The following is a 21,889-nucleotide window of genomic DNA, read 5'->3' as shown; positions in this document are numbered from 1 at the left end:
ATGTATTAGATTATTTAATAGATAAACTATCTAAATCAAATTTTTGTTCTGGATAAAGCGTAAACATAATACCTCCATGTCCAAAATGTACATTTTTAGAATTGCTTATCCGTTCTTTTGTTATCTTTTGGTTTACAGCCCATGAAAAAGTTACATAATTTTCAGTTACTGAGTGCACTTTTAAATCCTTAGTATTTATAAACAACTTTCCATTTACCCATATTTTCCATGTATCGGGGGAAAAGTATAAAATTGAATCTAAACTGACTACTTTACAATTGAAATTTTCTTCCTCTGTAACTCCTGAAGACTGTAAGTTAAACTTTTCCATCTCACTAACTATTCTATTAACCTGCTCTTCATCAAAAAAAATGCTTTTTATGCTACCATATTGCGATAAAGTACTCTCTGCTGCCTCTTTTATTATATCGTCTCGATCTATATAATAATTGTTGATAAAAAAACACTCCTTCGCACGCAAATTTGCTATATCAATGAAGTCATTTATTTCTTGATTTCCAACTTTTAAAATACTTTTTAAGTACTTCTTTTCTATAATGATTCCATCATTAGAATGATGACAGACCATTTCATCATTGCCTTGTCTTTCTATATATACACATAAATTTTCACTATTTAACCCTAATATTTTATGCTCAATAAAATCTTCATTACTAATATGCTGTTGGCAAGAATATTTTTTACAAATCCCTATATTTTCTACAAGATCTTCGCAATTGCAATATGCACTAACATTAAAAAACAGCAGCGTAAAAATAAAAAACAACTTTATATTCATCTACTTAATATGGTATACCAATCAAAAACTATACTAGCTCTCACTATCTCTATCATATTACCACTTAAAATCTGGTTTATAACTTTAGCATCTATATTTCTCTGCTTATTCAAGGTAAGAGATCTGATCATAACATAACCAGGAAGATTTGGAATAGACTGTAGAAATAAAAAAATATGCTTATCGCTAATTGAGCTTAAACTTAGAACCACTTCACTTCTTATTACTTTTGTATGTTCACTTTTATTGTGGAGTTCAGCTTCTTCAGGTATAGAAATTGATATTTCAGGTTCTAACATGTAGTGTTTTTTATATAGCTTGTTAAGCTCAAAATTTAAATTTGTAATGTATCTGCTACTATGTAAGTTTGAAGAAGAAATTCTTTTCCATAAATCTAGGTTTTTATTTAGAACGACTTCTTTCTTTTGAATTTCAATGATCTGTAAATTAATAGAGCGTATTTCCTCAGCTGCAGTTTGATTTTTATTATAAACCTTTTTGTTATAGATAATAAAACACGTTGATAACCCTATTAATACAATAGATAACAATAAGTAATATATGCACTGAATTGTAGCTTTTCTTTTTAGTTGAGAGATAGTCATCAATCTACATTGCCTCTCCTATTTCAACATCAATAGATAGATTTTTCTCTTTAGTAGTAGGTAAGCTAGAGATACTAATATCATGAGTACGGAAATTATCGTTTAAATTTTTCTGTAGTTTCTCGTATTGATAAGAAATGTCTTTACCAGATTGAAAATTAAACCTTAAAGTTGTGGTAATATAACTTTTTGCCTCATTATAATTCCACTCAAACGATTGAAGCTCTACACCTGGTACTTTTAACTTTTCTGCATACTTAATTTGTGTAAGGGGAGAGTACTCTATTTTTGATAAAATATTATTTATATTAATAAAATCGTAAACTTCATCTATCTTTTTTACATTATAGATTTGGCTAAGTTTTATTAGTTTGTTATTTAAAGCACTCCGCGTTGCAGATAAATTATCAGCAACATTAAAATTTGAATACAAATTTTGCAAACAAAAGGCGTTAATTACAACTAAAACCAAGAGTAGGTATAGAAAAATTTGAGGAGAATTTAAATAAAGATAATTAAATAGATAAAATTCTTTAGTTTCTTTTGTGTTAAAAATATTTATTGGCTTATTCTTAAAGCTGTGAAACAAAATTGTAGTATCACAAAAGCTATCTTTTTCGCTTATAGCTAATTCTGCCCCCAATAGTTTACCCAGCTCATATGGAGTCAATATGTTCACACTATTCTCTGAAAAATTTATAACTGATAAACTAGATTTAATAGCTTCTGATACTATAATGCAGAGGTCGACAGGGTCATTTTTTTCAAATCCAAACTTAGTTAAAGATTGAATTGTATTTTTCACTTCCTGATATATTTCACCAGCAATGATTCCTGGTAAATTATCATTAGTAAATGGTATTAAACGTGTAAATATCATTTTGTTCTCTTTAAGAACCACTTGTCTATAGCCACCTGTTTTAGTTGCAGCAACTATAATTTTCCAGTTACTAGGATCTTTGTGTAGAATCTTTTTTGCTATACTGACTAGTTCTATAGGAAACATTAATATTCCTTTAAAGTTAGAGCCTATTTCAACAAACACGTCCAACCAATATTCTATTAAATGATTTGCTTTTGATGAAACAAATAGATACCACCAGTTTTGATTAAATTTATTCGGCTTTTCGACCAAGAGAATAGAATTTATATCGTTATTATGAGCAAAATGCTCTACTTTTGTTTTTGCTGATAGATAAGCACTAATCCTATTTACTCTTGGGATAGACTGTAGCAAATAGTTCTGATCAGTGTGATTGAGAACCAGATATAAGGGTGCTTTTTTATCTGATGAGAGACATGAAATTAAGTCAGAAACAACTTTATTATTTTTGTCCTTAGCAAAATATCTTTTATTTAAAGTATCATTTTTAAAATATAGTAACATTGTGCCTTCTTTTCCTATAGAAAGCATAAACTTACTTTTGGGTTTTGACCCAAACATATTAACAAAGTGTATACTCATCTAGAATTAAAAAGGTAATTTATTGAAATTCATTAAACATTAGATGACAATATTACTTATATTATAAGTTTTTGATAAAATTAGTAGTAATATTAACCCTTTTGTATGATGAAGGTTTTTTATATTTGTGCTAGACACAACTTAACCTGACAAACGAGGATTAATTATATCTCAGCTTGATATTTTATTCTCCAACAGACTGAAAATTGAATTGAGCTAAAGACTTGATTTGACGCACGTTGTTGCACATTACCATTTAGTATACTTGAACTGAACATTTTCAGTGAATCCATCTGGCATGACTGAAACTTTTGTATTCATATTTATTTTTAAGTAATTTACTAGCTCATCAACTAATATATCAGGAGCAGAAGCACCTGCAGTAATTCCTATTTTTTCTGCGCCCTGCAACCAATTTTTGTTCATACATTTATAATTATCAATCAAATAGGCTCTTTTTCCTCTGGAAATACACAGGTCTAATAAACGGTTTGAATTTGAACTGTTTTTGCTTCCTACAATTAACACTACGTCTGTAATTTTAGCCAATTTTTTAACAGCGTTCTGCCTATTTTGTGTTGCATAGCATATATCTTTTAAGTCGGGGCCTGTAATGCTTGGAAATCTGAGCTTCAGTGTAGCAATAATTTCTTTGGTATCGTCAATACTTAACGTGGTTTGTGTTACATAAGATAAATTATCTGGATCTTTGATTTGTAAATTGTATACGTCTTGCATAGTTTGCACTAGAGATATAGGATTACTTACTCTTCCCATAATTCCTTTAACTTCTGGATGATTTTCATGTCCAATTAGAATTAATTCTTTACCACTATCCTCATACCTTTTTGCCTCTTTATGTACTTTGCTAACTAATGGACATGTTGCATCAATCACTTGAACACCCTTTCTTTTTGCCTCATCCTCTATACTTTTCGACACTCCATGTGCGCTAAAGATCAATATTCCTCTATTGTCTTTAATGTCTTCTATGCTGCTTACAAAAACCACTCCTTGTTTCTTGAAGTCCTCTACTATATACTTATTATGAACGATTTCGTGTAGTACATAAACTTGGCGTTCATTTTTGTATTTCTCTAAAGTGATTGCTAATATGTCTACAGCTCTTTTAACCCCTGCACAGAAACCGCGTGGTTCAGCTAAGATAATCTCCATTTTTTAAGTAAGTATGTAAACATTGCTAAAAAGTAAGCTCCGCTCACTATGTTTCATATCATGACTGCTTTACTATAATTTCAAATTTATCACTACCAAGACTCTTGTTAATATACCAGGAACCGTCATCTTTAATTGTAAATTCAGGACTCTTGAGGTCTCTTTTTATTGTCTTTCCATCTTGGCCATCCATAGCAATATGGATATCGAATGTAACGATGTCTATATTTACCATGGCTTTTTTCCCATTGTCTGAATTTAGACTAAACTTGCCCAACATGACATCATTAATACTCACTTCTCCTGCATAAGTATCACACTGACCATCTACACAACACTCACTTTCAATATAAAAAAGGTCTAACATATTTACATCTATAAAAAAAAGAACTAAACTTATATACTAAATATAGCTTACTCTTAATAAGCAACTACAGATTACTTTAGCTACAACAATAATGCAACTGACATAATTAATTGTATAAGAAACTACACTTTAGAGAAATGGTTGTTTGGTTTTTTTATTCATTTTTTTCACCATACTGTCAATCATGTGTTTTATTCCTTGATATACAGAGTGTGTACTTTCATCACTACGCATATAAGCAGAGCAGGAAAATATATTATGCTTTTCGTCTTCTATTGATAGCTTTGTATCGCATGTTATATGTTCGCCGCCGAGCTTCTCTATCAACTGGTCTTTGTCGTCTCCTATAGTTACCTTAATCTTACTTTCTTCTTTACCTATCTTGCTACTTAAAATTAAAACAATAATGGCTGGAGATATGCATATAGTTCCTATTGGCTTTTTTGCAACAAAGAACTCTAAGACTAATCTTTCAAACTCAGGCATTACTGTTTTATTTTCAGCTAAGTCAGATAAATTTTTCGCAACTCCATATCCACCAGGTACGACTAGCATGTCAAAATTTTCAGCTTTAGCTTCTCTTAAATCATTTATCTCACCTCTTGCAATTCTTGCTGCTTCTACAAGTACATTCCTTTTTTCTTTTACTGCTTCTTTTGTTTTGTGATTCATAACTTGTGTGATATCAACATCAGGAGCAAAGCACGTGACTTCAACTTCCTGCTGATCAAACACAAGCAGAGTTAAGACTGCTTCTCTCACCTCTGTGCCGTCGAGGTGGCCGCATCCTGATAAAACCACAGCGGCTCTTAATTTTTTCTCACCCATAAAATACCTTGATTTCATATAATCTAGGTATTGTAATACAAATTCCATATTTGGAAAGGAGTAATTGTTTTATGTCAATTATAATATAATTAATAATTAGTATATATAATTAGGTATATTTATAATTGATGGGAATTGAATATGGTACAAGGTGGTGTAGTAAACCCAACCAATTCGGACGAGTTCATTGAAAATATATTAAAGTATATTAGGGAAAAGCCAGATTTGGTGAAAGAATTGGAGACTCTATTAAAAGCAGAAGAACTTTTAAAGGAAGGTGAAACTTTAAATGAATCAGCTATATCTAAACTTCTGATAGAAAAAAAAGATCTTTTTGAGGGTGTAGTAAGTATTGTAAAGGAGTATATTGAGAAAGACGATAATCAATTAAAAATATTGCTTAAACAAGTAAATAAAGTAAAAGGCATGGAGAAAGAGCTTGAAACTTTAGGCAATCAACTGTTAGCTCAAGGATTGATAAGTGGAGCAGCAGTGACAGCACTAACAGGTGCACTAGCAGGTTTATTAACAGTAGGAGGAGTGACCGGTGCATTAATTGTTGGTGGAGCAGCATTCTTAGGGTTTATGGCACTAGTTGCTATAGCTGCTATTGGTTATGCTATATATCAGCATAGAGGTGAGATAAAAGAAGGTGCGATTGATTCAGGAAAAGCAGTGAAAAGTCTTGTGAAAGATCTGATCGATAAATTGCCTACGATTCAAGACAGAGATAAAAATTTTTATAAATTACTTCAGGAATTATCTCAACTTCTCTTACAATCTGGTAAAGAAGGTAGTGAAATAAAAAACATTCAGGATAAAGCACAGATAATAGAAATGCTCCGAAATGAAGGTCAGCAATCTGCTATACAAGAGTTAGTAAAGAATGGAACTATTCAAAATTTTTCAGAAGCTGATATGATCAGACTTCTGGAAAAGGGCCTCAGTACTCATGAGGAAGATATGCAGAAATTGCTAGATTTGATGAAAGATTTTCTACCTGCAATTATGGCAAGTGGTAATAATGAAATAGAGAAAGTGGAAGAAATAGTTAATAAGAAAGTTGAAGAAATGAAGCCATATTCTCAAGTAGAGAATGTCAGTTTGAAGCAAGGGAAAGAAGGGAAAGGAAAGGGGTGAATTGATACATTTGAAGAGCGTTTTAATGTATCTGTCTATCTTATTTTGTCACCCTGCTAATCGGACACAAAAAATTACTTCCGCATATTTTCAATCTCATTATAATTACAAATAGAGATATTTTAAGAGCTCAAAATCTATCTTTAGTCTGCAGACTTTTTAATCAAACTTATTAAAAATGTATTCTTCAGTGTATATCTGTCGTATGTGCACTGCATTTTTTTCTAATCTTTTTTACAGGGGGATTTTATGTCCAGAATTCCAGATATTTGACCTTTACTTTAGCTAATAAAAACCAACTGGTACCTGCGGTTTTTATAGCTACGTTTCTCAAACAAGTTTCAAATGAATAGATTTCTTGCATAACTGGAATTTAAAAGTTGATGTCATTCTAGCGCGTGACACTAGAATCCAGTCCTTTTGTGCAAAAAACGTTGTAAAGTAACTTAGTTGGATCCCAGTGGGCTTTGTTGCACAGCTCTTCGGATAGTGGGTAATGTATAATAAATTCATGAAGCTATATCAAACTTAGCCATGCCTATTTCAGTAAATTTGTTAAGCAAATAACACTTGAGTAGCAGTTCCTTCTCACGATTAATCTCAGATTTATTCCTAAAACTAAATCCAAATATTTGCTTCAGTCGCGAGAAAAAACTTTCTATATAAGATCTCTTCCAATAATTTATCTCTTTTTTCCACCTCTTCATACCATCTTCATCATATGACTTTATGAGCTTGATTGTAGAATTTCTCTCATTCATATAATCCAACTTTGGATGCTCTACTGCATTATTTTGCGGAGGAATCCTTGTCTTTATGTCAAGCTCATCGCACAGTTTGTATAACTTCTTTCGATTATATGCCCTATCTGCATATATCGTGCTTATGTTATACTTGGTATCCACTCTTTCAATAAGATCACAGGCTCCATAGTGGTCGGAATAAACTCCACTACTGTATTTTGCAGCTATAACTTTTTTACTACCTATCTCTAGCATTACATGTAGCTTTCTTGTTTGCTCATAGCGGCGATACTTTCTATCTGTACCATTTGCCTTACTATGGCCTGGAATATTATTGTAGATGCTGATACCTGTACTATCTATAGCAATTTCAATATCTTCCATATCGTTCTTATCAACTCTGCAGTCGTTGATTTTGATATTAAGCTTTTTAAACCTTCTTGAAGCCTGCGAATAGCTGATAATTTGCAAAATTTTCCCTATTTGCTCAAGATATTTCTCTATAAATCCCACTGTTTGCCTAAGACCAATCCTGAATAGATAGGTTATTATGTGAATTAGAATCACTACTTTGTCGCTGTAGACATTGTTGCCACCTGCTACTTTTGGACTATTTTCGTACCAATTTTCAATGGCATCGTTGATATAATGAAAAACATTTCCCCTTTCTTGAAGAAATTTGTTATATTCATTGCAGTTACTGACTTTCATTCTTATTGGCATATTTTTCCTTTGTCGGCTAAATATCTATTTTATAACAAATTCCATCAGTAACTGCCTGTTCTTTCCTTGAGTGGTGCAACAAAGCCATCCCAGTGTCAGCTACTCTGATGACAAGACAGGTTTCAATATTTGCATGCATCTAAACAGATAAGCAATTACTATCAGAAAGAGGTAGACTATGCTACTCCTTTCTATCCGTTTTCTTGAGCAACCTGCTTTCAAGTCTAACACACATCTCAGTAATTATAATATCCAATTTTTGATCGTGTTTTTCCACAGGTAAATTTTTACAATATTGCTTCTCATAGGCTACACCTATAAATATTTTTCCAAGTGGCCGTAATTTTTTTATCATTTCATCATACCAACCACCGCCAAAACCTAACCTATTAAAATGATCATCAAAAGCAATAACAGGAGTAATGATTGTATCGGGGATTATATCTTCATCTGCTTTATTCCATTCCTCAAATTTTAATAACTTGTTTTTATTAGGGACTGCTACTTTATAATCTAAATCGAGTAAACGATGCATCAAAGGCACAACATTAATTTCTCCGTCTGTTGGAATGTACGCTGCTATTGTTTTACCTTTAACGTAGCTTAAGTTCTGATTAAAGAGATTAATAAGGGAACTTGCTGCATAACTGGAATAACTTTCATCAACATCTTTTCTTATGGTTCTATATTGCTTCCTTAGTTCCTCTTTGTGCTGTTTAGTGTCTTTGAACATGTTCTATCCATTTTGCAGTGAGCTTTTCTTGTAAACTATTTTGCTTCAAGCGCTCACTTAAAAAATCAAAGTCAACAAGCTCCATATCCTGGTCTTGATTACTGCAACTATAAACAAAACTTATTTCTCCTGTTTCCTTATTTATGTGTTGCTGAATACATTGAGCGCAGATTTCTTTCATCATGCACTGCATAGGAGAGTTAACTGATGATATTGCTATGTGTTTTGGTTTTAGATATGGCTTTAAAATTGTTTTTCTAGCTTCATTTATAGCTTTCATCATTTTATCAGAACCAATAGTGATGATTTTATCTATAGTGTTTAAACTAATAGTAATTTTACCTAACTTTCCTTGCTGATATGAGATTATTGCATCAACTATATTACCATGAAAGGATTTATCCTGTTCTCTGCTTGTTTCTATCAATCCTTCTTCACATGCCCAAATTACTGCACTTGATGCACGTTCTATCAGTGCTCGTTTAAATACATCACTTAATTTTTTATAGCCAGCGAAATATAAAACCTTATGATTGTTTTCAAGACATGCCTTCCCTATCGAAAATAACACTGCATTTCCAACTCCACCGCCAATGAGCATTATATTCTTCATAAACTTTTTATGGAGTAGAAAACCTCTCTAACTTCAATTAAACTGATAACTAACAGCTGCATTTTTACGCATATTATCCAATAACAGGTTGCTTTGTATCATAATCTTTTGTTGATACATTTCCTGTTTGATTGCTTCTATATCCATTGCATTATTTTTGATATCACATAACATCATCAACTTTGCAGTGCTATTTTCTCTTAATTCTACTATTTCATTCATATTTGTTTTACTAAATAAAATCTGTAAATCAGGATTTAAATTTCGCATTTTTATTTCAAACTCTTTTACGCTTGGCAACTTGAAATCATCTGCTAACTTGTCAAAATTTAAACAACTGACCTTTTGCTCCTTAAAACTAGAGAGTAAACTTTCTGAACCTTCAACTACAACCTGTTTCAGTTTTAAAGTACTTTTCAGCAGTGTATGATCGAGCTGTACCTTATCTATGACTTTTATAACAGAGTAACCTTCGCTTAAACTAACCGGACCTGCTACATCACTGATTTCTAATCCTTCCAAAACGTCCTTGAGTTTACCTTTTAGCTGACTTAAATTAACGGTTGCTTTGCTCATCTTTATTGAAGATTCTGGATTATTACTGGTACGTAATTTTTTTACTAAGTCTTCAGCTATCTTCTGATCGGGAATTATGAACTCCTGAAACGTAATAAGGTAATCAGACTTCTCTTTTTGCTTTCTTGCATCATCCACTTCTTGATCGCTGATATTAATAAGCGGTACAACTCCTACTTCAATAATCTTGTTCCACAGCAGCTGACACTTTATTTGTTTTTTTAGGGTATTGAGATCTATATTATGCTTTTTTACGTATTGATCAACTTCATCAGCCTTAAGTTTTAAACTTTGAGTTAAGAATAACGTGACAGCATTATTTAACTCCTCGTTACTCAATTCTATATTCATCTTCTGTGCTTCGCTGACAATGATAATTTCGTCTATTAACTGTCTTAGAATTTGAGATTTTACCTCTTTTTGATTAATCTTCTGAGTGCCAAGCAATGAATTTATGAAGTTTATACGTCTTTCGATATCTAAATTTGAAATTGGCTCACCATTTACATCTGCAACAATTTCAATCTCAGTTGCAAGTAACCTAAGCGGCAGCATTATTAATATCAAAATTAGTATTTTATGCATATAAAATTATTTAGCTAATAACTAATTCTATAATAAATACTGAATAAACGCTAGCTAACTTTTTAATAATTAAAAAAGAGGGTGAAATTACTGTAATGAATACCTAAACAATAATATACGGAAGGAGAGGGATTCGAACCCTCGATACGACTTTTCAATCGTATAACGGTTTAGCAAACCGCCGCCTTCAGCCGCTCGGCCACCCTTCCAAATTATTACTATAATATCAAGACCTTTACTGCCTGTCTAATGCTTTTAATTGCAATATTTGTATCTGTCCAGATGCATGCAAATATTGAAACCTGTCTTGTCATCAGAGTAGCTGACACTGGGATCCAACCAAGTTACTTTACAACGTTTTTTGTGCGAAAGGACTGGATCCCAGTGGGCTTTGTTGCACAGCTCTTCGGATAGTGGGTAATGTATAATAAATTCATGAAGCTATATCAAACTTAGCCATGCCTATTTCAGTAAATTTGTTAAGCAAATAACACTTGAGTAGCAGTTCCTTCTCACGATTAATCTCAGATTTATTCCTAAAACTAAATCCAAATATTTGCTTCAGTCGCGAGAAAAAACTTTCTATATAAGATCTCTTCCAATAATTTATCTCTTTTTTCCACCTCTTCATACCATCTTCATCATATGACTTTATGAGCTTGATTGTAGAATTTCTCTCATTCATATAATCCAACTTTGGATGCTCTACTGCATTATTTTGCGGAGGAATCCTTGTCTTTATGTCAAGCTCATCGCACAGTTTGTATAACTTCTTTCGATTATATGCCCTATCTGCATATATCGTGCTTATGTTATACTTGGTATCCACTCTTTCAATAAGATCACAGGCTCCATAGTGGTCGGAATAAACTCCACTACTGTATTTTGCAGCTATAACTTTTTTACTACCTATCTCTAGCATTACATGTAGCTTTCTTGTTTGCTCATAGCGGCGATACTTTCTATCTGTACCATTTGCCTTACTATGGCCTGGAATATTATTGTAGATGCTGATACCTGTACTATCTATAGCAATTTCAATATCTTCCATATCGTTCTTATCAACTCTGCAGTCGTTGATTTTGATATTAAGCTTTTTAAACCTTCTTGAAGCCTGCGAATAGCTGATAATTTGCAAAATTTTCCCTATTTGCTCAAGATATTTCTCTATAAATCCCACTGTTTGCCTAAGACCAATCCTGAATAGATAGGTTATTATGTGAATTAGAATCACTACTTTGTCGCTGTAGACATTGTTGCCACCTGCTACTTTTGGACTATTTTCGTACCAATTTTCAATGGCATCGTTGATATAATGAAAAACATTTCCCCTTTCTTGAAGAAATTTGTTATATTCATTGCAGTTACTGACTTTCATTCTTATTGGCATATTTTTCCTTTGTCGGCTAAATATCTATTTTATAACAAATTCCATCAGTAACTGCCTGTTCTTTCCTTGAGTGGTGCAACAAAGCCATCCCAGTGTCAAGCACTGGGATGACACCATTTGTTGTAAACTCACTTTTACTCTATGGTTATACTACCTTACCGCTATCCTGAACGGATACCAATATTTACCCATTAAAAACAACAACATTTTTCCGAATAACTGTAATTTAAGGCTAAATCAACGCAAACTAATTTCTACTTTTTTCAATGATTTCTTTTGCTTTTTCCACATTAGCCCATTCTCCAACTGTCACCGTTTTTCCCTTTTCTAAATCTTTATAATGAGAAAAGAAATGAGCTATTTTATCTAGTAAGTTTTTAGATAAATCAGAATAGTTTTTTATATTGTCATAATAGCTATCAACACTGGAGATAGGTACAGCTAATATTTTTTCATCCTCTCCTTTCTCGTCTTTGGTAAGTAATGCACCTACTGGACGCACCGATATCAAAACTCCAGGCGCTAAAGGAAATTGAGTTAGCACCAAAACATCCGCAGGGTCACCATCACCTGCGCAGGTATTTGGTATAAACCCATAATTGCAAGGATAAGTCATTGAGGTAGACAAAAATCTGTCAACTTGTAACAACCCAAGCTCTTTATTAAATTCATACTTTACAGGCTCAGCATTTGCACTTATTTCAATTACTACATTTATTTCATCTGGTTTTGTTGTTACTTTGCTTAAATCCATGGATTACCTCGTTATTCAAGAGAAGATATTATATAGCATACACTTTAAAAGTGCTACATTTATCATTCATAAGTAGAGATTCATGATTGAATAGGACCATTTGCAAAACTGTTAATAGTTGTATCATTGATCGTTGAATGTGGCGGTTCTTGAGGTGATTTTAGTAGTTGAAATAAAGCATATACTATTACGATAGTAAGTACTGCAGCAACTATGAAATTGATAAGATTATTTTGTGGCAAAATATTTGTTATTGAGTTGAATAACTTTTGCTCCATAAAGAAATAATCAGCAGTATATAATCCAATAGACAATATAAACATACCTAAAGCTAATTTACAAAATGTGTTTTTATGATTTTTGTTTTTTTTGTTACTGATACTAGAGTTTAGTCTGCATTCACTTTGTGGCACTGAGTAATACGTATTCTCAGGGTTTGTTACTAATTGTTCAAATGCATCACTATTTTGGTTTTTTAGTAGTTGCTCTAGAGTACGTTTGATATTTTTAGGATATAGAGAATCTTGACTGTCTTGCTCTCTTGCAGCTGTAAATGTCCCGTTCAATTCACTTATACCTCTATAATTAAGTGTATACTTGGTGAATCCATTTCTATACGGTAACTCAATTTTTCTTAATACCTTTATTAACTGTAAGATGTAACTGTAATACAGTGGTGTGTTGATTACTCTAGCTTTCTCATTAATATATTGATTGAGTGATAAAATATCTCCATTTCCAGTACATGTAGAAAATATACCATAACTAGAAAATAGTAATGCTATGTCTTTATCTATTTTTATACTGTGAATCGAGTAATAATGATTTATTACCTCTTTACATAAGCTAAACTCTTTATCAAATTCATTTGCATAGCTTATTTTGAGTAACTTTTTAATATTATTGAGTACTTGTTTCTCAAAGTCATCATTATTGTTAAATAGAGCTTCACCTTTCGGATTTGCTAGAATATTAAAAAGCTTTAGTTTTTTTTGATCTTCTGTCAATTCTACTTGATCTACAATTTCCCTTAGCAGTTTCTTCGAAGTGTCACAAAGAGTAGGTATTTTTTTACTTTCAACTGCAGCATATATTTTATCAATTACTTCTTGAGTATTGAACTGAGCATTTTCTGCAAGAACTCTATAAGCTTGAACATAAATTAAAAACAATCCTTGTAGACTAAATTTTAAGTTAAAATATTTATCTAATGGCTCTTGTTCTTTTTTATTAATGAATTCGAATAGACCTATATGATTTCTGTAATCCATGCAATGATGTAAGTCAGCATGTTGAAAACTGCCCAAACGAATAAATGCGGCTTCTAGTAAATTGCCCTTACCAACAATTTTTATTAACTCTTCAACTTCTTTAACCATCCCTCTAGTCCACAATATAATAATTATCTTTATAGTATAAAGAATATAGGATAAAACAGCAATAAATTTTATTGTATGTTTACATTCTGCATTAAAAAATTAAACCACCAAGTTAGGAGCATATCCAACCTCCACCTATAACTTGTTCGCCCTTATATGCTACACAGGCTTGACCTGGACTGATGCCAAAGTAATCGTCGTTTAAAATTACACAGGCTTTGTTCTTTTCGTCAGTTGAATATATTGTCGCTAAGCTTCCTGCATGTGATGACCTAAGCTTCACAGTTACTTCCATGCCTTCTTTTGGTTGTTCTAACCAATTTAACTCTTTGACCAATATCTTTTTTTGCATTAGAGCATTGATCGGGCCTACTACAACTTCATTATTTTCTGTATTAATTTTTATCACGTAAAGAGGCTCATTGTGTGCGATGCAGAGGCCTCTTCTCTGTCCCACTGTAAAATTTACTATGCCGCTGTGCTCACCTAGCACTTTTCCATGAATATCTACTATTTTACCTTTCTGCACAGATTGTGGAGCTAATTTAGCTATTGTTTTACTATAGCTTTCGGAAACAAAGCATATATCTTGACTATCCGGCTTTTCAGAAATTTGTAAGCCAAAATACTTTGCTAATTTTCTTATATCACTTTTATAGAACCCACCTAATGGAAATCGCAAAAGCTTTAACTGCTCCTCAGTAGTTGCAAACAAAAAATAACTTTGATCTTTACTTTTATCAATACTTCTGCACAACTTTACCTCACCATTTTCTTCTAATCTTCTTACGTAATGTCCTGTTACGAGCACATCCGCACCAAGATTTTTTGTAACTTGCAATAGATCGCGAAATTTTACTGTTTGGTTACACCTTACGCACGGTATGGGAGTTTCTCCACGCATATAGGTATTTGCAAAATCCTCTATTACTTCCTTTTTGAATATTTCCTCGTAGTTTAAAATATAGTGGGGAAAGCCAACACTTTCAGCCACGTATTTGGCATCATAAATATCCTGTCCAGCGCAGCATGCACCCTTTCTCGCATTACCATCACTGCCATAGAGCTGAAGAGTCACACCTATCACTTCGTACCCAAGGTTATACAGCAGTGCTGCAGCAACGGAGCTATCAACTCCCCCGGACATTGCAACAATAGCCTTAGTTTGATGCGGAGCTTTATCTTTTAATAAAGGTTCAATTTCAAATTCTTTTAGCATATAATTTATAAACACAAACCTGTGTCAAGCACTGGAATCCAGTTTCTATTACACAATTTCATCGAAACAGCATACTTATTTGTAGTCAAGTTCCAGTGTCAAGCGCTGGGATGACACCCCTTCCTGCTGGAAGTTGCCTTTAAATTACTTGGTGCGTGACACTGGGATCTCATTTATATTACATAATTCCATCAAAACAATTCGATCTTCAAAAACAATTTAATCTTGCTTGAATAAAACATGGCCAAAATAGTCCATGTTTTCAAGTACTTTTCCGCTACCCAGGGCAACACAACAAAGTGGATCATCTGCAACACGAACTGGTAATTTTGTTGTTTCACTAATAACTTTACTCAAGTTGCGCAATAACCCACCTCCACCAGATAAAATTATTCCTCTATCAACTATATCAGAAGAAAGTTCGGGTGGAGTACTCTCCAGTGCAGTTCTAATAGCAGAAATTATCTGATGTACAGGCTCTATTAGGCTCTCTGCAACTTGATATTCTGATAAAAGCATTTCTTTTGGCATACCACTCACTAAATCCCTGCCTTTAATTATCATTCCCTCTTTGTTGTTTTCAACTGGCAGACTGGCTGAACCGACGTTTTTCTTAATTTTTTCAGCAGTTGTTTCGCCAATCAATAACTTATGATTTTCACGAATGTATGACTTTATTGCCTCATCCATAATATCACCACCTACTCTGGCAGAACGTGAATAAACAATTCCACCTAAAGAAATAATTGCAACTTCAGTTGTACCACCTCCTATGTCAACAATCATAGAACCTTCAGGTTCGGTAACTGGAAGTCCAGCCCCAATTGCTGCAGCCATTGGTTCTTCAATTAAGAATACTTCATTTGCACCAGCACTTTCTGCTGCATCTTGTATAGCACGCCTTTCAACTGGGGTAGATCCAGATGGAACACATATGATAATACTAGGCTTATTAACAGTGAATCTTGTGTTTGCGCTGCGTATGAAATATTTTAACATTTCTTCCGCGCTTTTAAAATCAGCAATAACTCCGTCTTTCAAGGGCCTTATCGCTTCTATTTCTCCAGGTGTTTTTCCGAGCATCATCTTAGCTTTTTTGCCAAAAGCATAAGGAACGTAACTTCCTTTTTCTTTTACTCTTGCTACAACTGAGGGTTCATCAAGCACTATCCCCTGATTTTTCTGATAAACTAAAGTATTTGCAGTACCAAGATCTATAGCAATATCGCTAGCAAATAAACCTTTGAAAGTAAAAAAATTTCTGATTAAATTCTGAACAAAACTCATACACAACTCAAGAAAACCATTTATTGAGACAAATTATACTTTTCAGATAAGTAACTAGTGTAGCACTCAATATCTAAATCCCTACCTGTTACCTTTTTTAGCTGTTCCAAAAAGCCATAATTTGCACTATATACATTTTTAGAGAACCAATCGATAAGTAAACTGAAATCTCCTTTTACTATAGAATCTAAAAATTCGTAATGATTTTTCTTAATGAAAGAAAAAAACTGCACAGCAGCGATTAACGCTATGACTTTAATAGGAAAGTAGCCTATAACACCACTTATCCAATACTCATCTTGAAAATAAGTGTCTAGCTCATTTTTAGCTTTTACTGAAATCTTGTAATGCTTCATACCTTCCAGCCATTTATCGTGTAGATCTTTAACTTCTAACGTACCATTTATTAGATCTTGTTCTAATTTAGTTCTTAGCATAATGTGAGCCAATAAACTAAATTCATCCGCATTCTTCAAAAAAGATGAAAGATTTACTTTATTGAAAATCAAATACAAATTTTCAACACTACTATTAATTTTGCCTTTTGTAGAAAGTTTCTCCTTTATGTGTGGTTGAATGAACTCAATAAATTCTCTCGATGTTCCAATGATCTTTTCCATGAATAACCCTTGAGTTTCATACATAATATGTTTTGTAATTGAGCTCTTTATAGAATTTTGCGCTAAACATTTTTGATGAATTGCATAACCAGTATGCCGTAAAAGTAAAAATAAACCATAACAAAGGTCAGATTCATCATAATCGATAGAATCGTAATAAGAAATGGAAATCTCATTTGGTGTAACACTCATTTGCTGTAAGAATAAGGAACCAAGTTCAATCTGTCTCTGAACCGTAACTTTTTGTATATTAGTAACCTTATCCTTCTTCTGCTTTTGAGTTACTTTCTCTACATTTTCACTAAAAAATTTACCTAGCTTAGGAAATATTTCCTTTATGTTCTTTTCTGTGATATTAGAGTCATAGTCAGCAAGCAATGACTCATAGTTTGAGCGCTTTAATTGCTGCGATTTTATAGAAGCTGCTTCACGAGTAAGCTTAATTAGGTTAGTAAAGCATTCTTTCAGCTTTTCTAAGTTACTAATTTCAGAATTAGTTAGCCTCCATAAGTTTTGGCATTCAATCTTAGCTTTGGACAAAGATTTTACTAAATCAACAGGAATAGCACTGCTGCTTTTGTGTATCCCCTCTATTAACTTTAGCTGCTGAATATTAGCACTCTTTTTATTCCTAAGAGCATTCGCTAATGATTCCTTTATTGCATCATGAGAGATAATTTCATGTCTGATTTCCTCTAGAAGACACATTTGTTCAACTTTGTCCTCTACATTCAATTGGCTTTTGCTTAGTAGTTTTAGTGTGTTTTCGATATTCCTTACCTTATGTAATACTTCCTCTAAAAACTTATAAGATCTCATTTTTATTCATTGCTTTGAAACATCTGCTTAATATCGTAATAGATTAATAATAAAGTTAAAAGTATATTTGCTTAAAGTACAATAAAAAATTGTATTTTTATTCTTTTATTGTACTTCATTGCTAAGAATTGAGCATCTTATCAGAAAATTAATTATAAGATTGTAAAGAAAACATTTAGTATTTTATTTCCCTTGACTCTATTCTAGTATAGAGTGATTATTAGTACTAAAATTAAAATTACGCACTATATTTTAAATTTATGGAGGTTTAGTGATGTGGAGTAGACTGATTATAATGTGTTGTTTTTGTTTACTGCTTACTGGTGTAAGTTCTTGCCCTAAAAAAGGAGTAAATACGACAAATAAAATGAATGCTGTTGTTAAGCAGATAGGTGATAAAAAAGTTTTCTTTGATTATGATGAATCTAGTATCAGTGAAGTGAGTGCAGATGTATTGCTTGATGTGATGGAAGTGTTACAAAATAATCCTGACGCAAAGGTCACTTTAACTGGTCATACTGACAATCGTGGTTCTCACGAGTATAATCTTGCACTAGGAGCTAGAAGAGCAGATGCAGCTAAAAAATTTATGGTCAGCTGTACACCTTATCTAGAAAATAGAATAAAAACTGCTTCTAAAGGTGAAACTGAGCCTTTGGTTAATGTAAAAGATGATTCTAGAAATTCCAAGTATGAGAGAGAGCATGCTAAAAATCGTAGAGTAGAATTTTCATTCTCTGGGATCAAAAGTTAATCTCCTCCGATCCCAGTGCTGAGCACTGGGATGATACAGTGTACAAATCCTTTGCACAGATTGTTAGTTTGCTTGTATTGAAGTTCCGTAGCGATATAATGTAGAGAGACATAAACTACCTAACCGTCAAGAAACATAATGCGATTGGAGCTGTCATTTCAAAATATAGTTAATAAGTTTGCTTTTCATGATAATCAAGTTGCGATTGCAGTATCAGGTGGTGTAGACAGTGTAGTTTTATTGCACTTAATGATTAATTGGGCAAAAAAAAATAAACCTTCACTTCCTATAGCATTAACAGTAAATCACGGGTTACGTTTAGAATCTCAAAAAGAAGCTGATTTTGCTGTAAGCTATGCAAAAGAACTTGGGGCAAAGGAATCGTTCATATTAAATTGGGAGAAGAAAAATATTAAAGGCAATATTCAGTTGCAGGCACGAAAAGCACGGTATAACTTATTAACAAAATGGTGTAAAAATAATAATGTTAAATATTTATTTGTTGCTCACCACAAAAATGATCAAGCAGAAACGTTCTTGTTGAGATTAGAGCGGGGTAGTGGAGTAGATGGATTATCATCAATGGATTACAAATCTTTCTTAAATGGTATTTATATATTTAGGCCGTTGTTAAATTTTAGTCGTAGTGAAATAGAAAAGTATGCTAAACTTCACCAATTAAGATGGATCAAAGATAGAAGCAATTATGACTTAAAATACAGACGAACTTTATACCGTAACTTACTTAAAGCAAGTGATAATCAAGATGTTCTAACAGAGCGAATATGCCTGACAGCACTTCACATGAAAAGAGCTGCAAAAGCGTTGATGCACTACACACGCCTTGCACTTAATGACTGCGTTAATATTCATGATCTTGGTTATATTGAAATTAAACTAGATGAACTTTATAAACTGCCAGAGGAAATAGCTTTAAGGCTTCTTCTTTATTCTATAATGGCAATTGTCAACAAGCACTATAAACCAAGGTACCGTAGCCTTATCGCAATATTTAACAAAATATTGCAAAAAGATAGTGATATTAACTGTACACTCTCTGGGTGCAAAATAAGAAAATATGGAGGGAGCATCTTGATAATGAGAGAATCGTCAAATATACAGGAAATTAATGTACACTTACCATTAAATGGTTCTATTGAATGGGATAACAGGTTTAGCTGCACAATATTTGGAGATCAGGAGTGTTCAGTAACTATTGCTCCGCTAAAGAAAACACAAAAAATCCCTGAATTTCTAAAAAATTATGGTTATTGCTCTGAAGTTTACTATTCTTTACCTACAGTACAAAAAGATGGAAAAATGATTGCTTATCCTGATGTGAGTTATAACGGGAAAAGTACCGATGATGATAAGGTGCGATGCATTATTAATAGCACGATAAAACAAAATTTGGTAAGCTTGATTAGTATTTAATTAGAAATGTAAATGAAAAAATTTTTAGAAGGCTTATTGATCTGGTTAGTGATTATTGTTCTTATTTCAGTTGCTTATATTCAATTTAGCGGAAGTATAGGTAAGAGTAAAACAACCATACCTTTTTCAGAATTTTTAACTAGACTAGAAGATAATGATATAGAAAATATTACAATAAGAAACCAAAGCATCGAAGGGAAGTTTAGGGATGGGTCAGCCTTTAACTCAAGTGGTGTTATATATAGTGACTTAATAAAAAGTTTGCATGATAGGAAAGTGAAGTTCTCCTTTTCAATTGGAGACTCTGCAATAGGTATAATTGGTGGATTACTTATTCAATGGGTTCCGACGCTTATCTTTATCGGTTTATTACTTTTCCTTTTTAAACAAACGCAAGCAGGAGGTAATAGAACTATAAGCTTTGGCAAATCAAAAGCTAGGCTTATGACTACTGGGAAAAAAGTGACATTTGATGATGTTGCTGGGATTGATGAAGCAAAAGAAGAATTGGTTGAAATTGTTGATTTTCTTAAACAAAGGCAAAAATTTCAAGTTTTGGGTGGAAAGATACCAAAAGGATGTCTTTTAATTGGTTCTCCTGGAACTGGTAAAACTCTACTTGCTCGTGCAATTGCAGGTGAAGCTAATGTACCGTTTTTTAGTATTTCTGGATCTGATTTCGTTGAAATGTTTGTCGGTGTTGGTGCAAGCCGTGTCCGGGATATGTTTGATCAAGGCAAGAAAAATGCTCCTTGTATAATTTTCATAGACGAAATAGATGCAGTAGGTAGGCATCGCGGCATCGGTCTTGGTGGCGGTAACGACGAAAGGGAACAAACATTAAACCAGTTACTGGTTGAGATGGATGGTTTCGAGTCTAATGAAGGTGTGATAATAGTTGCTGCAACTAACCGTCCAGACGTCCTAGATCCAGCACTACTTAGACCTGGTCGTTTTGACCGACAGATTACTATTTCTTTACCTGATATAAATGGGCGTGAGAGAATATTAAATACGCATATAAAGAAAATATCGATAGCACCAGATGTAAACGTAAAAACAGTTGCGAGGGGAACGCCAGGTTTTTCAGGGGCTGATCTAGCAAATTTAGTGAATGAGTCTGCGCTTATTGCTGCAAGAAGAAATAAGAAAATTGTTACCATGGATGATTTTGAGTATGCACGTGATAAAGTGATGATGGGCATGGAAAGAAGGTCCTTAGTCATTACAGAAGAAGAAAAAAAGCTTACTGCTTACCATGAAGCTGGTCATGCAGTAGTTTCAGTTAATATGCCTGCTTCTGATCCTATACACAAAGCAACAATTATTCCACGTGGTAGAGCACTCGGTTTAGTTATGAGACTACCAGAAACAGATAGAGTGTCCCTCACAAGAGAAAAGATGCTAGCAGATATAACTGTTGCAATGGGTGGACGTGTGGCAGAAGAGCTAATTTTTGGCTATGATAAAGTCACAAGCGGTGCATCTTCAGATATAAAACTAGCATCAGATTTATCACGTTCTATGGTGACAAAATGGGGAATGAGCGACAAAATAGGTCCGATCTATCATAATCGCGAACAAATCACACATGATTCTGAGACAATTTCTGAAGATACGTTAAGACTTATAGATGAGGAAGTAAAGAAAGTAGTATTTTCTTGCTATGAAGAAGCAAAAGACATTTTAACCAAGCGTAGGAAAGACTTGGAGCTCATTGCTGAAAATCTACTGGAGTTTGAAACTTTAACAGGAGATGAAATAAGAGACATATTAAGTGGAAAAAAAATTGTTAGAAATGAAAATGAAGGTAAAGAAGAGATAAGAAGATCCTCTCTCTAATAAGATCTGGCTTTGATTTAACTGCTAAAATAAAAATC

21 protein-coding genes and 1 tRNA gene are annotated in these 21,889 nt (G+C 33.0%); 4 read left to right on the top strand and 18 right to left on the bottom strand.

Features of this window, described 5'->3' with window-relative positions; genetic code table 11:
- Positions 1–10 precede the first annotated feature (10 nt).
- From ACQ4M0_RS04200 to elbB, 6 genes are all read right to left on the bottom strand, one after another.
- The gene (locus ACQ4M0_RS04200; RefSeq protein ID WP_438456287.1) at positions 11–799 is read right to left on the bottom strand and encodes a hypothetical protein; all 789 of its coding nucleotides are present in this window, start codon (positions 797–799) and stop codon (positions 11–13) included.
- On the bottom strand, positions 796–1,404 hold the full coding sequence (locus ACQ4M0_RS04195; RefSeq protein ID WP_010406999.1) for a hypothetical protein: 609 nt from the start codon (positions 1,402–1,404) through the stop codon (positions 796–798). The genes ACQ4M0_RS04200 and ACQ4M0_RS04195 overlap by 4 nt, the downstream gene beginning before the upstream one ends.
- Positions 1,405–1,408: 4 nt before the next feature.
- Complete coding sequence (locus ACQ4M0_RS04190) at positions 1,409–2,848, bottom strand: hypothetical protein (protein WP_264376884.1); 1,440 nt, start codon at positions 2,846–2,848, stop codon at positions 1,409–1,411.
- A gap of 270 nt (positions 2,849–3,118) precedes the next feature.
- Complete coding sequence (gene ispH, locus ACQ4M0_RS04185; RefSeq protein WP_015588050.1) at positions 3,119–4,045, bottom strand: 4-hydroxy-3-methylbut-2-enyl diphosphate reductase; 927 nt, start codon at positions 4,043–4,045, stop codon at positions 3,119–3,121.
- A 58-nt stretch (positions 4,046–4,103) separates the two neighbouring features.
- Complete coding sequence (locus ACQ4M0_RS04180) at positions 4,104–4,412, bottom strand: hypothetical protein (RefSeq protein ID WP_438456286.1); 309 nt, start codon at positions 4,410–4,412, stop codon at positions 4,104–4,106.
- 129 nt (positions 4,413–4,541) lie between these two features.
- Positions 4,542–5,240: an isoprenoid biosynthesis glyoxalase ElbB gene (gene elbB, locus ACQ4M0_RS04175; protein WP_438456285.1), complete on the bottom strand. Its 699-nt coding sequence runs from the start codon at positions 5,238–5,240 to the stop codon at positions 4,542–4,544.
- 141 nt (positions 5,241–5,381) lie between these two features.
- Here elbB and ACQ4M0_RS04170 point away from each other — a divergent pair, with 141 nt between their 5' ends.
- Positions 5,382–6,380: a glycine zipper family protein gene (locus tag ACQ4M0_RS04170; RefSeq protein WP_438456284.1), complete on the top strand. Its 999-nt coding sequence runs from the start codon at positions 5,382–5,384 to the stop codon at positions 6,378–6,380.
- 509 nt (positions 6,381–6,889) lie between these two features.
- Here ACQ4M0_RS04170 and ACQ4M0_RS04165 read toward each other — a convergent pair.
- The 12 genes from ACQ4M0_RS04165 to ACQ4M0_RS04110 all read right to left on the bottom strand — a co-directional run bounded on the left by ACQ4M0_RS04165 (position 6,890) and on the right by ACQ4M0_RS04110 (position 17,821).
- On the bottom strand, positions 6,890–7,846 hold the full coding sequence (locus ACQ4M0_RS04165; protein WP_213863789.1) for an IS5 family transposase: 957 nt from the start codon (positions 7,844–7,846) through the stop codon (positions 6,890–6,892).
- A 16-nt stretch (positions 7,847–7,862) separates the two neighbouring features.
- A complete protein-coding gene (locus ACQ4M0_RS04160) occupies positions 7,863–7,985 on the bottom strand; it encodes a hypothetical protein (RefSeq protein ID WP_438456283.1) in 123 nt (40 codons plus the stop codon).
- A gap of 42 nt (positions 7,986–8,027) precedes the next feature.
- Positions 8,028–8,579, bottom strand: coding sequence for a 5-formyltetrahydrofolate cyclo-ligase (locus tag ACQ4M0_RS04155; protein ID WP_019236783.1), 552 nt, complete (start codon positions 8,577–8,579; stop codon positions 8,028–8,030).
- Positions 8,563–9,192: a hypothetical protein gene (locus ACQ4M0_RS04150; RefSeq protein WP_019236782.1), complete on the bottom strand. Its 630-nt coding sequence runs from the start codon at positions 9,190–9,192 to the stop codon at positions 8,563–8,565. The genes ACQ4M0_RS04155 and ACQ4M0_RS04150 overlap by 17 nt, the downstream gene beginning before the upstream one ends.
- Positions 9,193–9,225: 33 nt before the next feature.
- Positions 9,226–10,353: a SurA N-terminal domain-containing protein gene (locus ACQ4M0_RS04145; protein ID WP_012481918.1), complete on the bottom strand. Its 1,128-nt coding sequence runs from the start codon at positions 10,351–10,353 to the stop codon at positions 9,226–9,228.
- A gap of 118 nt (positions 10,354–10,471) precedes the next feature.
- Positions 10,472–10,562, bottom strand: a tRNA-Ser gene (locus ACQ4M0_RS04140).
- Positions 10,563–10,786: 224 nt separating this feature from the next.
- Entirely contained in the window at positions 10,787–11,743 is a 957-nt protein-coding gene (locus ACQ4M0_RS04135; RefSeq protein WP_213863789.1) for an IS5 family transposase, read from the bottom strand.
- A 247-nt stretch (positions 11,744–11,990) separates the two neighbouring features.
- A complete protein-coding gene (gene ppa, locus ACQ4M0_RS04130) occupies positions 11,991–12,497 on the bottom strand; it encodes an inorganic diphosphatase (protein ID WP_019236780.1) in 507 nt (168 codons plus the stop codon).
- An 80-nt stretch (positions 12,498–12,577) separates the two neighbouring features.
- Positions 12,578–13,876 (bottom strand): WD1261 family protein, encoded by a 1,299-nt coding sequence (locus ACQ4M0_RS04125; RefSeq protein WP_019236779.1) that lies wholly within the window; start codon positions 13,874–13,876, stop codon positions 12,578–12,580.
- 112 nt (positions 13,877–13,988) lie between these two features.
- Positions 13,989–15,095, bottom strand: a complete 1,107-nt coding sequence (mnmA, locus tag ACQ4M0_RS04120; protein WP_019236778.1) for a tRNA 2-thiouridine(34) synthase MnmA — start codon at positions 15,093–15,095, stop codon at positions 13,989–13,991.
- A 219-nt stretch (positions 15,096–15,314) separates the two neighbouring features.
- The gene (locus tag ACQ4M0_RS04115) at positions 15,315–16,382 is read right to left on the bottom strand and encodes a rod shape-determining protein (protein ID WP_019236777.1); all 1,068 of its coding nucleotides are present in this window, start codon (positions 16,380–16,382) and stop codon (positions 15,315–15,317) included.
- A 20-nt stretch (positions 16,383–16,402) separates the two neighbouring features.
- Entirely contained in the window at positions 16,403–17,821 is a 1,419-nt protein-coding gene (locus ACQ4M0_RS04110) for a carboxypeptidase (protein ID WP_007302209.1), read from the bottom strand.
- 274 nt (positions 17,822–18,095) lie between these two features.
- Here ACQ4M0_RS04110 and ACQ4M0_RS04105 point away from each other — a divergent pair, with 274 nt between their 5' ends.
- The 3 genes from ACQ4M0_RS04105 to ftsH all read left to right on the top strand — a co-directional run bounded on the left by ACQ4M0_RS04105 (position 18,096) and on the right by ftsH (position 21,851).
- On the top strand, positions 18,096–18,575 hold the full coding sequence (locus tag ACQ4M0_RS04105) for an OmpA family protein (protein WP_438456282.1): 480 nt from the start codon (positions 18,096–18,098) through the stop codon (positions 18,573–18,575).
- Positions 18,576–18,713: 138 nt separating this feature from the next.
- On the top strand, positions 18,714–20,009 hold the full coding sequence (gene tilS / locus ACQ4M0_RS04100) for a tRNA lysidine(34) synthetase TilS (protein ID WP_438456281.1): 1,296 nt from the start codon (positions 18,714–18,716) through the stop codon (positions 20,007–20,009).
- A 12-nt stretch (positions 20,010–20,021) separates the two neighbouring features.
- Entirely contained in the window at positions 20,022–21,851 is a 1,830-nt protein-coding gene (ftsH, locus tag ACQ4M0_RS04095; RefSeq protein WP_438456280.1) for an ATP-dependent zinc metalloprotease FtsH, read from the top strand.
- The last annotated feature ends 38 nt before the right edge of the window (positions 21,852–21,889 follow it).

The organism is Wolbachia endosymbiont of Kerria lacca (assembly GCF_051602725.1).
Lineage (GTDB): Bacteria > Pseudomonadota > Alphaproteobacteria > Rickettsiales > Anaplasmataceae > Wolbachia.
Note: the sequence above shows the minus strand (reverse complement) of the source record. Positions and strands in the feature narration are given on the sequence as shown.